The sequence below is a fragment of the Microbacterium sp. SCPM-O-B-15248 (M128) genome (assembly GCF_058214835.1).
Map to the genome: position 1 here is coordinate 34,838 of NZ_JBYQLI010000010.1, position 12,775 is coordinate 47,612.

Here is a 12,775-nt window from a genome sequence, read left to right on the forward strand (position 1 = left end):
CCTCCGCACGGGTGACCTTCACCCTCTGATGTGGGAGACACTCTAGGGTCTGCCCGCGACGGCTGTAAACCTATGGGGCTTCTGTGACGGATGTGAGATGCGGATGCCGCGTTCCCGCGGCTCCGGGCCCGGCTCAGCGCCCCGGTAGCTTGCGGAACGCGGAGGCGACCGAGTGCTTGACCGAGGCGGCGGCACGCCCCACGACCTCGGCGGCATGAACCGCCGACTCGGGCAGAGCGGGTTCGTTCTCGACGTCGACCGAGAAGAACGGAACGAGCCAGTCGTCGACCTCGTCGAGCGGGGCGACGGCGAGGCTGTAAAAGCGGTGCTGCCCCTCCTCGCGGACCGAGACCAGCTCGGCCTCGCGCAGCACCTTCAAGTGCTTCGACACGGTCGGCTGGCTCACCCCCAGCGCGTGGACGATCTGCGAGACACTCGTGCCCCGCTCGCCGCCCGTCGCCCGATCCAGGAGCAGCTGAAGGATGTCGCGACGCGTGCCGTCAGCGATCACGTCGAAGATGTCCGCCATGGCATTAGGTTAGCCGCGAGCCCGCCCGAGTACCATGATCCTGGTTCCGGCCGCGAAGGGAGTCACGCATGGCGGCGACGCCCGACGAGGTGCGTATGTCGGTGCGGGTACGCCGCATCGCGTTCCGCGCATGGGACGGACTGCGCGATTTGACCACCGCCTCGCCGGCGCGTTTCGCGGTGCTGGTCTTCGTCATCCTGATCCTGCTGTTCACCGCGCTCTTCTCCCTCCCCGCCGCGTCTGCCGACGGCCGGCGCGCGCCGCTCGCGGATGCGCTGTTCACGGCGGTGTCCACGATCTGCGTCACGGGCCTGTCGACGGTCAACATGTACAGCGACTGGTCTCCGCTGGGCCGCGTGATCACGTACGTCGGCGTCAACGTCGGGGCCCTCGGCGTGCTCACCCTGGCGTCGATCCTCGGCCTGGTCATCTCCAAGCGCCTGGGACTGCGCGCCAAGCTCATCGCCGCCGGCGACAGCAATCCTCTGCGCGCGCACGGCGGCCCGGTCAACGAGGGGCAGACCATCCGCCTGGGCGAAGTGGGTCAGCTGCTGCGCACCGTCGCGCTGTCGACCCTGGTGATCGAAGCCGGTCTCGCCGTCCTCATCTACCCGTCGCTCGTCATCGGGGGGATCGACCCGCTCGTGGCGCTGTGGGAGGCGCCGTACTACGCGGCGATGTCCTTCACGAACACCGGCTTCGTGCCCAACGCCGAAGGTCTCGCCCCTTTCGCGCAGGACTACTTCCTGCTGACCGTGCTCATGATCGGCGTCTTCCTCGGGTCGATCGGCTTCCCCGTGATCTTCACGCTGTGGCGGCACTGGTGGCGGTTCCGGTTGTGGTCGCTGCACGCGAAGCTGACGATCATCACGACCGTCGTCCTGTTCTTCGCCGGCGCCGGGGTCATTCTGCTGCTGGAATACGACAACCCCCTCACCTTCGGGAGCATGGACGCGTGGGACACCACGTTCCAAGCCTTCTTCCTCTCGGCCATGACGCGTTCGGGCGGTTTCTCGGTGGTGAACGTCGGCGACCTCAACGGCGCGACCCTCGTCGTGGGCTCGATGCTCATGTTCGTCGGCGGGGGCTCGGCATCCACCGCCGGCGGCATCAAGGTCACGACCCTTGCCGTGCTGGCCCTCGCGGTGTGGTCCGAGGCCAAGGGCCGCCCGTCGGTGCAGGCGTTCGGCCGCCGCATCCCCAGCGATGTGCAGCGAGTGGCCCTGTCGGTCGTCGCGTGGGGCGCCACGATCGTGGCGCTGTCGACGGTGATCATCAGCCGGATCACGGATGCCCCGATCGAATACGTGCTGTTCGATGTCATCTCCGGCTTCGCCACGGTGGGCCTGTCGACCGGCCTGACCGCCGAGCTCCCCGATCCGGCCGTCTACGTGCTCGCGGTCACGATGTTCATGGGGCGCATTGGTACTGTGACACTCGCCGCGGCCGTCGCGGCATCCTCCCGTTCGCAGCTGTACGCGCTGCCCGTCGAAAGGCCCATCGTTGGTTGAACGGATCCGCAGCGACGCGCCCGTCCTCGTCATCGGTCTCGGGCGCTTCGGCGCGGCGTGCGCCGGCGAGCTCGACCGCCTCGACCGAGAGGTGCTCGCCGTCGACGGCAACCTCGACCTCGTGCAGAAGTGGTCGGAGCGCGTGACGCACGCGGTCCAGGCCGACGCGCGCAACATCGACGCCCTCCGGCAGATCGGGGCGCAGGACTTCCAAGTGGCGGTCGTCGCGGTGGGCTCTCTCATCGAGGCCTCGGTCCTCATCACCGCCAACCTCGTCGACCTGAAGGTGCCGCAGATCTGGGCGAAGGCGGTCTCGCAATCGCACGGCAAAATCCTCGCCCGCGTCGGCGCGAACCACGTCATCTACCCCGAGGCCGAGGCCGGCGAGCGCGTCGCGCACCTCGTCAGCGGCCGCATGCTCGACTTCATCCGCTTCGACGACGACTTCGTGCTGGCCAAGATGTACCCGCCCAAGCTCGTGCGCGGAGTCGGTCTGAACGAATCCGGCGTGCGGACGAAGTACAACGTGACCGTCGTGGGCGTGAAGAGCCCCGGCCGGGCATTCCGCTACGCGGAGGCGAACACCGTCGTCACCAACCACGACCTCATCATCGTGTCGGGCACCAACAGCGACATCGAGCGGTTCGCCGCACTGGACCGCTAGCCGTCATTGCCCAGCCCGAGCGATAAACGCTTCCTGCACTGAGAAACGCTCGCCGAAAGCGTGTCTCGGTGCAGCATGCGTTTCTCGCGGAAGAACGCGCCGGCCCGCGCCAGTATCAGATCGTCCCCTCGAACCGCAGGCGCATGTCAGGCTCCGGCGGCGAGCTCTTTCGCGCGCGCCAGCGCGGCCTCGGCGGCGTCGGCGAACGTGTCGTCGAGGCGCGCGTGCTGCAGCACCGCGACCGCGCGCTCGGTCGTGCCCTTGGGGCTCGTGACGCGGCGGCGCAGTTCGGCCGGGTCGACGTCGGACGCCGCCAGCAGCGCCGCAGCCCCGATGAAGGTCTGCTCGGCCAGCAGGCGCGCGGCGGCGTCGTCGAAGCCCATGCGCACGGCGGCTTTGGTGAATTCCTCCACGAGCAGGAACACGTACGCCGGACCCGATCCCGAGATCGTCGACAGCGCGTCGATCTGCGACTCGGGGACCTCCACGACGTGGCCGACGGTCTCGAAGAGCGACCGCACGACCGCGACGTCCTCGGCCGTGGCGGCGGGTCCGGCGGCGAGCCCCGTGACCCCCTTCCCGACGAGGGACGGGGTGTTCGGCATCGAGCGGAGCGTGGCGACCCCGTCGCCGAGGTGCCGCGCGAACGTCTCGAGCGTGACACCCGCGGCGAGGCTCACCACGACCGCGCCGGGTCGCAGATGCGGGGCGATCTCGTCGAGCAGATCGGGCACCATGGCGGGCTTGACGCCGATGAGGACGATGTCGGCGGATGCCGCGGCGGCGGTGTTCCCGTCGGGGTTGGCCTCGAGCGCCACGCTCGTGACGCCCTCGAGCCCGGCCAGCTCGGAGGCCTTGGCGATGGACCGATTGGTCGCGGTCACTCCCCCGCCGGTGAGGCCGGCAGCGACGAGACCGCGCAGGATCGCCCCTCCCATGGAACCGGCGCCGAGGAAGGCGAGCGGGGGCAGCGAGGAGGTGGCATCCGTCATGCGGGCCAGTCTACGAAGCCTGAGTGCGGGGCGCAGGGGCGGGCGTTAGAGTCGGAACGCGTCCGTAGCGGTGCGGACACGTGCGACACGGAGGACCCCATGACTCTCTTCGACGGCATCACCTCCCGCCTGGTCGACACCGGCCGGCTGAGCGTCAACGTGCTCGAACGCACGGGCGACGACCCCGGCACCGCGGCCGACCAGACCGTCGTCTTCGTGCACGGCAATGTCTCCTCCTCGCTGTTCTGGCAGGAGATCATGCAGGACCTCCCGAGCGAGCTGCGGGTGCTCGCGATCGACCTGCGCGGCTTCGGCGGAACCGAGCACACCCCGATCGACGCGACCCGCGGTGTCCGCGACTTCAGCGACGACGTGCACGCGACGCTCGAGGCCCTCGGCATCCCGTCCGCCCACTTCGTCGGCTGGTCGATGGGCGGTGGGGTCGTGATGCAGTACGCGCTGGATCACCCCGTCCTCTCGCTCACCCTGCAGGCCCCCGTCTCGCCGTACGGCTTCGGCGGCACGCGCCGGGACGGGTCGCGACTCACCGATGACGACGCGGGCGCGGGTGCCGGCGGCGCCAACCCCGACTTCGTCCAGCGCCTCATCGACCACGACACCACCGACTCCGCCCCCACCTCCCCGCGATCGGTGTTCCGCTCCGGGTACGTCGCACCGGGGTACACGAGTGCGCACGAGGACGTCTGGGTCGAGTCCATGCTCACGACCTCGACGGCCGGCGGGAACTACCCCGGGGATGCCGTGGCGTCGCCGAACTGGCCGGGCTTCGCCGCCGGGAACATCGGCGTGCTCAACACGATGGCGCCGAAGCACTTCGACGTCTCGGGCATCGTCGATCTGCCGGCCAAGCCCCCGATCCTGTGGATCCACGGGACGGCGGATGCCATCGTCTCGGACGCCTCGTTCTACGACCTCAACCACCTGGGTGCCCTCGGCATCGTGCCGGGGTGGCCGGGAGACGATGTCGCGCCGGCGCAGCCGATGGTGTCGCAGACGCGCGACGTGCTCGACGCGTATGCCGCCGCCGGCGGCGAGGTCACCGAGATCACCGTGGAGGGTGCGGGACACGCGCCGCACCTGGAGCGCCCGGCGCAGTTCCGGCAGGCGCTCCTGACCCACATCGGCTATGTCGGACGGCCGGCCGACCCCGCTCCGCCGACCGAGGCGATCATCCTGCGTTCGGCCGACTGAGGGGTCTCCGGTGGAATACTGCCTGTTCACGGAGCCCCAGCAGGGCTTCTCGTACGACGATCAGCTGGCGTTCGCACGTTCGGCCGAGACCCACGGGCTGGACGGGTTCTTCCGCTCCGACCACTATCTGCGGATGGGCGAGGGCGATCCGCTCCCCGGCCCGACCGACGCGTGGACGACGCTCGCCGGCCTCGCCCGCGAGACGTCCCGCATACGCCTGGGCACCCTGGTGTCGTCCGTGACCTACCGCGTGCCCGGCATCCTCGCCATCCAGGTCGCCCAGGTCGACGCGATGTCGGGCGGACGTGTCGAGCTGGGTCTGGGCACGGGGTGGTTCGAGCGAGAGCATGCCGCGTACGGCATCCCCTTCCCCGCCCGGCGCTTCGACCTGCTCGAGGAGCAGTTGGCGGTCGTCACCGGCTTGTGGTCGACGCCCGCCGGAGAGACATTCACCTTCGACGGCGCGCACTACCGACTGGATGCCGCGCCCGCCCTGCCGAAACCCGTGCAATCCCCCGTCCCGGTGATCGTGGGCGGAGGCGGCCCGCGGCGGACACCGGCCCTCGCGGCGCGCTTCGCGACCGAGTACAACATCGGGTTCGTCTCGGAGGACGTCGTCGCCGAGAAGTTCGCGGTCGTGCGGGCCGCGTGCGAACAAGCCGGCCGTGACCCCGGTACGCTCAAGCTCTCGGTCGCCCTGCCCACGATCCTCGGCGCCGACGATCGCGCCCTCGAGCGCCGGGCGGCGGCGATCGGTCAGACGCGCGCGCAATTCGACAACGGCGCCAACCTCATCGGGAGTGCCGACGAGATCGCGGCGAAGGTCGAGCGCTTGCGCGCGGTGGGGGCCGACCGCGTCTACTTCCAGCTGCTCGATCTGCGCGACATCGAGCACGCCGACGAGATCGGCACCGACCTGCTGCCGCTCCTGCCCCGCTGACCGGTCAGTCGCGACGGTCCTCGAAGAACTCGCGCAACAGGGTGGATGCCGCAGCCTCGGCGACACCGCCGACCACCTCGACGCGATGCGGCAGACGCCGATCGCGCAGGACGTCGTAGAGGGAGCCGGCGGCTCCCGCCTTGGCGTCCCACGATCCGAACACCACCCGCGGGATTCGCGCCTGCAGAATCGCGCCCGCGCACATGACGCAGGGCTCCAGGGTCACCACGAGCGTGCAGTCGGCGAGGTGCCACGAGCCGAGCTGCGCGGCCGCCGCGCGGATCGCGACGACCTCCGCGTGGGCGGTGGGGTCACCCGTGACCTCGCGCAGGTTGCGCCCCTCGCCGATCACACGGCCCTCCGCATCGAGGACCACCGCGCCCACGGGGACGTCCTCATGCGCTCCGGCCGCGCCCGCCAGCGCGAGCGCGCGCTGCATCGCAGCGAGGTCGGCGGCGGTGGGGGTCACGGGGCTCCGGAAAAGACGGGGTGGAGGGTCGGGGTTGACCGGCTAGCCTTGAGCCTATGCGTGTCCACGTCGCCGACCACCCCCTCATCACCCACAAGCTCTCGGTGCTGCGTGACCGGCAGACGTCGTCGCCGGTCTTCCGCCAGCTCACCGAGGAGCTCGTGACGCTGCTGGCCTACGAGGCCACCCGCAACGTGCGCGTCGACCCGATCGAGATCCAGACTCCCGTCACCCTCACGCAGGGCGTCAAGATCAGCGAGCCCCGCCCCCTCGTCGTGCCGATCCTGCGCGCGGGCCTCGGCATGCTGGAGGGCATGGTGAAGCTCCTCCCGACGGCCGAGGTCGGCTTCCTCGGGATGCTCCGCGACGAAGAGACCCTGCAGCCCTCCACGTATGCCGAGCGTCTGCCCGACGACCTCAGCGATCGTCAGTGCTTCGTGCTGGACCCGATGCTCGCGACGGGTGGGTCGCTCGGCGCGGCGATCACGTTCCTCTTCAACCGCGGCGCGCAGGACGTCACCGCGATCTGCCTGCTCGGCGCGCCCGAGGGCGTCGCCGCGATCGAGAAGCAGGTCGAGGGCCACGACGTGACGCTCGTGCTCGGCGCGCTCGACGAGCGGCTGAACGAGAAGGGCTACATCGTGCCCGGCCTCGGCGACGCCGGAGACCGCCTGTACGGCACCGCCTGACGCGGGGCGTGCCGGGCGCGGTGATCCCGGATTCGTGAGGTGTCGCGAGGCCCTCGCGCGGCTCAGCGGGCGTCGGCGATCAGGCGTGCGAACCCACTGAGACGGGCGACGCCCTCGGGCGTGCGCGGGAGATCGTCGAGCAGCGACGGCGAAGAGACCACGTAGGCGGTCTGCATCGCCCGCGAGATCGCGACGTTGATGCGGTTGCGCAACAACAGGAACTCCAGGCCCCGGGGCGCCTCGCGTCCGGAGGAGGCCGCGAGCGTGAGGATCGCCACCACCGCCTCCTTGCCCTGGAAGCGGTCGACGGTTCCCACGGGCACGTCCGCGAAGCCCGCCGCGGCGAGCGCTTCCTCGACGGCGACCTGCTGCGCGTTGTACGGCGTGATGACGATGATGTCGTCGGCTCGGAGGGGACGCGGCGGCGCCACGACCGCGGTGTCGCCGACGCCGCCCTCGGCACCGGTCCACGTGCGGCCGACCAGATCGGCGACCAGCTCGACCACCGCCGCGGCCTCCTCGGGCGACGACGTGGCGTTGCCGCTGTGGCGGACGGGGATGGCGTGCAGGCCCGGCTCGACGCCCTCGAGCTCGCGCAGCGCCGTCGAGGGATGCGCGGCGAGCCGCCCCTCGTACGACAGACGCGAGACCGGTCCGGCGACCGCCGGATGCATGCGGCGGGTCCGCGCGAGGAAGTAGCCGAACTCGGGCGGGACGACTTCGGCACCGTCGATGACCCAGCCGAGGGCGGAAGTGTCCACCGGCTCGGGGTGGGTGCCCTGGCTCACTTGCGGCAACTGCTGCGGATCGCCGAGCAGCAACAGCCGCGGGGAGGACAGCGACACCGCGATCGTCGAGGCGAGGGAGAACTGGCCCGCCTCGTCGATGACGAGCAGATCGAGGCTGCCGCGGGGAATGCGCCCCTCGTGGCTGAAGTCCCACGCCGTTCCTCCGACAACGAATCCGTGCGCGGCGTTCTCGGCGGCGAAGGCGGGGACGCCGTTCTTGGGCAGCACGGTGAAGGCGTGCGCTGCGCCGGCGTCTTTCGGGGCCTTGCCCACGCGCGAGGCGGGCACGCCGGCCGCGATCACCCGTTCGAGCATGTGCTCGACGGTCGCGTGCGACTGCGCCACGACCCCTACGCGGTACCCGCGCTCGGCGACCAGCCGGGCGATGACATGCGAGCCGACGTAGGTCTTGCCGGTTCCCGGCGGGCCCTGCACCGCCAGGTAGCTGCGGTCGAGTTCTGCCACCGTCCGGGCGATCGCAGTGATCTCGTCGTCGCCCGGACCACCGTCCACTGCAGTCACCGGGGCCAGCGACCCCGAGAGCGTCCGCGGCGGATGACGGCGAAGGATGTCGGCGGCTGGACCGTCCGGCAACGCCGGTGCCGCGGCGAGCACCTCGTCGGCCCACGCGTCGATCGCCTTCTGCTGGTTCCCGGCGCGCGGCGGCGCCGGCGGGGTCAGGGCCAGGGGAAGCGTGTCCCACGTGACGCCGTCCACGGCGACCTCTTCGATGACGGCCCCGTCGTCGAGGACGTCGCGCACCGTGACCCGACGCGCCCCGTGGATCCAGCGCGGGCGGGCCTCGAGCGGGAAGGGGGCGGGGAGGTCGTAGACCGCGAACGGCTCCGCATCGACGCCGAGTCGGCTGCCCGGGGCGACCTCGCCGCGCACCTCGACCAGTCGGCGCTCGGCGCCCCGACCCGACTCGGAGATGTGCCAGTCCGTCACGACCCGAGACCGGGCGGCATCCACGACGACGACGTCGCGCGTGTCCTCCCAGATCGACACGGGCTCGCGCAGACGCAGGAAGTGCGTGGCCCAGTAGGTCTTCTCTTCGCGCGGGTAGTAGTCGATCGCAGCCGCCGCGAGCCGGAGCGCGGTCGCGTCGGGCTCGGCGGCATCCGTCGCCCACCGCTGCAGTGCGGTCGCCCGGGGCGACGGCTCGTAGGCCTGCTCGTCGGGCTCGGCTCCGCGCGCGGGCATCGCACCGCCCTCGCGAGCGCGCTCGACGAGCCAGTCGCGCAAGCGCCGCGTCGAGACGCAGTCGTAGCGGTTGTAGTCGGCGAGGTCGTCGAGCACGCGCTGCGCGGCTTCGGCTTCTCCGTCGGCGGCGAGCGCCCGGGCCTCGACGTACTTCACGATCGAATCGTCGCCGCGCTGGACGTCGCTCGTGCGCACCTCGTCGCCCATGTACAGCGGCTCGAGCTTCTTGATCGAGTACGAGCGCGAGCCGACGCGCAACGCACGTCGCACCACGGGGTAGAGATCGACGAAGACGCCGTCGCGCAGCAGCCGGTCGACGTCCGCCTCGCGGACGCCGTAGCGCGCCGCCATCGTCAGCAGATGCGTGGGCTCGTACGGCGCGTAGTGGTAGATGTGCATCTCGGGGAACTGCTCGCGCCGCACCGCCACGAAGTCGAGGAAGCGTTCGAGGGCGGCGCGTTCCTCGTCGAAGGTGTGGGCCCACAGCGCGCCGTAGCGCTCTCGGGTGTCGACCCAGCCGAAGAGGTAGTCGATGCCCCAGTGCGCGCGGTCGCCCTCGGTGTAGAGCGGATCGCCCTCGAAGTCGAAGAACAGGTCGCCGTGGTCAGGACGGGGAAGGACGCCGAGCGCCTTGGGCGCGACCACCTCGAACGTCGGAACGACGTGCTCCGCCGCCGCCCCGTCGCCCGCCGGGCTCTCGAGCTGCAACCGGGCCTGCGTCCGCAGGGAGGCGAACGTGTCGGCGCTCATCGCCGGGGGTGCGGCCACAGCCGCGGCGAGGGCGTCGATCGTGTGGATCCCGCCGGCGCGCAGACGATCGCGCTGGACAGGCCGCATGCCGGCGACGAGGAGCAGGTCGCGGTGGGCGACGACCTCGATCTCGCACGTCGCGCACCGGCCGCACGCGATCACGGCGAGATCGCCGCGGGGATCTCCCCACGGCACGATCTCCCCGTCGATGCCGAGCTCGACCCGCCGGTCGGCGATGAGGGCGCGCAGGCGCGCACGGCGCAGCGCGAAGACGGGCATCAGGTCGTCGACTCGATGGGTGCTCGTACCGCCGTCGCCCAGGAGCAGCTGCACCTCGTCGGACCGCGCCACCCCGAGCCGATCGAGCTGGTCGACATAAGCGGCCAACTGCATGAGGGCCGTGACGCGGGCGCGGCGGGCGAGCTTGGTGTCCTGCACGATCCACGGCCGCGGGCCAGCGTCATCGGACGCCGGTTCGCGGACGAGGAAGTCGGCGAACCCCACGAACTCGTCGGTCGCGAAGGCGGCCTGGTACACGACCTCGGCCGCGGGATCGGCCAGCGCCTCGCCGGTGAGGCGCACCGCCTCGGCAAGCGCAGCCGCGTCGGAGGATCGGGCAGCCGGGATCTCGCGGACGGCCGGACCGAGGCGCCGACGGTAGTCCTCGAGCACGCGCAGTTCGTGCGCGGTCCCCAGTGCCGCGGCGCGCTCGAGGATGGCATCCTCGGGGTCGGGCACGGCAGCGATGCGGCCGATCTTCGCGTCGATCGCCCGCAGCCAGGCGAACTCGCACTCGGCTGCCGCTTTGAGGTCGCTGGCGCTCCAGACGATCCGGGCCTCTTGCTCGATGTACCGCATGGTGGTCAACGCTAATCGGGACCGCCGACATCGCCGGTGCGGCGTCCACAGCGTGCAGCGGGCCCCCGCTCCCCGCCGCGGTGTCGGAACGACCTGCCAGACTGGGGGCGTGATCACCGAGCTGCCGTTCGAGAGCCTGTACCGGCACGGCTTCGCGCGCGTGTCCGCGTGCACCATCCCCGTCGCCGTGGCCGATCCCGACACCAACGCGGACGCGGTGCTGGTCGCCGCGCGCGAGTGCGACGTCGACGGCGTGGCCGTGGCCGTCTTCCCCGAACTCTGTCTGACGGGGTACGCGATCGACGACCTCGTGATGCAGGACCCGCTGCTGGATGCCGTCGAGGCGGCCGTCGCGCGGATCGTCGCCGCATCCGCCGAGCTGTTGCCCGTCCTGCTGGTCGGGGCGCCGCTCCGGCACCGCAACCGGCTCTTCAACTGCGCCGTGGTCGTCCACCGCGGTCGCATCCTCGGCGTGGCCCCGAAGTCGTACCTACCCACCTACCGGGAGTTCTACGAGAGCCGCTGGTACGCCCGCGGCGACGACCAGACGGGCCAGCACATCACCGTGGCCGGTGCCACGGTGCCGTTCGGGCCCGACCTGCTGTTCGACGCCGTCGACGTCCCCGGACTCACCCTGCACGCCGAGGTCTGCGAAGACGTGTGGGTGCCGATCCCGCCCTCGTCCGCGGCGGCCCTGGCCGGCGCCACCGTGCTGGCGAACCTGTCGGGCAGCCCCATCACGATCGGACGTGCCGACGACCGCACCCTGCTGTCGCAGTCGCAGTCGATGCGCTGCCTCGCCGCGTACGTGTACGCCGCCGCCGGTCAGGGCGAGTCGACCAACGACCTGTCCTGGGACGGCCAGACGATGATCTACGAAGGCGGGCAGCTGCTCGCCACGACCGAGCGCTTCCCGGACGGGCCGCGACGCAGCGTCGCCGACGTCGACCTCGACCGGCTGCGCCAGGACCGCCTCCGCCAGGGGACGTTCGACGACAACCGCCGCACCGCCGGCACACCGTTCCGGACCGTGTCGTTCGAGTTCGCGCCACCCGCCACCGACCTGGGGCTCCGTCGCCCCCTCGACCGGTTCCCCTTCGTTCCGGACGACCCCGCGCGTCTCGCACAGGACTGCTACGAGGCGTTCAACATCCAGGTCTCGGGGCTCGTGCAGCGCCTCGAGGCGATCGGGCGGCCCCGGCCCGTGCTCGGTGTGAGCGGCGGCCTCGACTCCACGCACGCTCTGCTCGTCATCGCCCGGGCGATGGACCGCATGGGGCGTCCCCGCAGCGACATCCTCGCCTACACCCTGCCGGGCTTCGCCACGAGCGAGAAGACCAAGCGCAACGCGATCGCCCTCGCCGAGGCCATCGGAGCGACGATCGAAGAGATCGACATCCGGCCCGCGGCATCCGAGATGCTCTCGCGCATGGGCCACCCCTTCGCCTCCGGCGAACCCGTGCACGACGTGACGTTCGAGAACGTCCAGGCGGGCCTGCGCACCGACTACCTGTTCCGCCTGGCGAACCAGAACGGCGGCATCGTCGTCGGCACCGGCGACCTGTCCGAGATCGCGCTCGGCTGGTCGACCTACGGCGTGGGCGACCAGATGAGCCACTACTCGGTGAACCCCGGCGTCCCCAAGACCCTGATCCAGCACGTCATCCGGTGGGTCATCTCGTCGGGCGAGCTCAGCGCCGCCACCGTCGAGGTGCTCCAGGCGGTGCTCGACACCGAGATCAGCCCCGAGCTCGTGCCGGCGGGCCAAGACGGACGGATGCAGTCGACCGAAGACCGGATCGGTCCGTACAACCTGCACGACTTCACGCTGTACCACGTGCTGCGTTTCGGATTCCGGCCGTCGAAGATCGCGTTCCTCGCCGCGAAGGCCTGGGAGGACCCGGATGCCGGGGCCTGGCCGCCGGGCTACCCCGAGGGGGAACGGCCGGCGTACGACCTCGTCACCGTGGCGCGGTGGATGGACGTCTTCCTGCAGCGCTTCTTCGGTTTCGCCCAGTTCAAGCGGACCGCGATCCCGAACGGTCCGAAGGTGTCCCCCGCGGGATCGCTGTCACCGCGCGGCGATTGGCGCGCGCCGTCGGACGGGAACGCCCACGCGTGGCTGGCGGACCTGCACGCGGCCGTCCCGCAGGCGTTCACCCGCGACTGA

Annotated in this window: 10 protein-coding genes; 6 read left to right on the forward strand and 4 right to left on the reverse strand. The window is 71.1% G+C overall.

Translation table 11 applies throughout. The features are described from left to right. Positions 1–133: 133 nt before the first annotated feature. Positions 134–529 carry an ArsR/SmtB family transcription factor gene (locus AC3E6M_RS15165; RefSeq protein ID WP_138174216.1) on the reverse strand — a complete coding sequence of 132 codons (396 nt, stop codon included), beginning with the start codon at positions 527–529 and terminating at the stop codon, positions 134–136. Between the two features lie 95 nt (positions 530–624). Here AC3E6M_RS15165 and AC3E6M_RS15170 point away from each other — a divergent pair, with 95 nt between their 5' ends. Together AC3E6M_RS15170 and AC3E6M_RS15175 are read left to right on the forward strand one after the other, a co-directional pair. After that, positions 625–2,040, forward strand: a complete 1,416-nt coding sequence (locus tag AC3E6M_RS15170; RefSeq protein WP_171024249.1) for a TrkH family potassium uptake protein — start codon at positions 625–627, stop codon at positions 2,038–2,040. Then, positions 2,033–2,704: a potassium channel family protein gene (locus AC3E6M_RS15175; protein ID WP_138174212.1), complete on the forward strand. Its 672-nt coding sequence runs from the start codon at positions 2,033–2,035 to the stop codon at positions 2,702–2,704. Before AC3E6M_RS15170 ends, AC3E6M_RS15175 begins: the two co-directional genes overlap by 8 nt. Before the next feature lie 146 nt (positions 2,705–2,850). Here the strand turns inward: AC3E6M_RS15175 and proC are convergent, their stop codons facing one another. Continuing rightward, positions 2,851–3,696, reverse strand: a complete 846-nt coding sequence (proC, locus tag AC3E6M_RS15180) for a pyrroline-5-carboxylate reductase (protein ID WP_138174210.1) — start codon at positions 3,694–3,696, stop codon at positions 2,851–2,853. A gap of 99 nt (positions 3,697–3,795) precedes the next feature. Between proC and AC3E6M_RS15185 the strand changes: the two genes are divergently transcribed. Then, positions 3,796–4,908: an alpha/beta fold hydrolase gene (locus tag AC3E6M_RS15185; RefSeq protein WP_138174208.1), complete on the forward strand. Its 1,113-nt coding sequence runs from the start codon at positions 3,796–3,798 to the stop codon at positions 4,906–4,908. 10 nt (positions 4,909–4,918) lie between these two features. Continuing rightward, a complete protein-coding gene (locus AC3E6M_RS15190; RefSeq protein WP_138174206.1) occupies positions 4,919–5,848 on the forward strand; it encodes an LLM class F420-dependent oxidoreductase in 930 nt (309 codons plus the stop codon). Between the two features lie 4 nt (positions 5,849–5,852). On the opposite strand, the gene tadA is transcribed toward AC3E6M_RS15190, so the two are convergent. Continuing rightward, entirely contained in the window at positions 5,853–6,287 is a 435-nt protein-coding gene (tadA, locus tag AC3E6M_RS15195) for a tRNA adenosine(34) deaminase TadA (protein ID WP_138174282.1), read from the reverse strand. An 86-nt stretch (positions 6,288–6,373) separates the two neighbouring features. Between tadA and upp the strand changes: the two genes are divergently transcribed. Continuing rightward, the gene (gene upp / locus AC3E6M_RS15200; RefSeq protein ID WP_138177245.1) at positions 6,374–7,006 is read left to right on the forward strand and encodes a uracil phosphoribosyltransferase; all 633 of its coding nucleotides are present in this window, start codon (positions 6,374–6,376) and stop codon (positions 7,004–7,006) included. 62 nt (positions 7,007–7,068) lie between these two features. On the opposite strand, the gene AC3E6M_RS15205 is transcribed toward upp, so the two are convergent. After that, positions 7,069–10,605, reverse strand: a complete 3,537-nt coding sequence (locus AC3E6M_RS15205) for a TM0106 family RecB-like putative nuclease (RefSeq protein WP_490530420.1) — start codon at positions 10,603–10,605, stop codon at positions 7,069–7,071. A 109-nt stretch (positions 10,606–10,714) separates the two neighbouring features. Here AC3E6M_RS15205 and AC3E6M_RS15210 point away from each other — a divergent pair, with 109 nt between their 5' ends. Then, positions 10,715–12,775, forward strand: coding sequence for an NAD(+) synthase (locus AC3E6M_RS15210; RefSeq protein WP_138177239.1), 2,061 nt, complete (start codon positions 10,715–10,717; stop codon positions 12,773–12,775).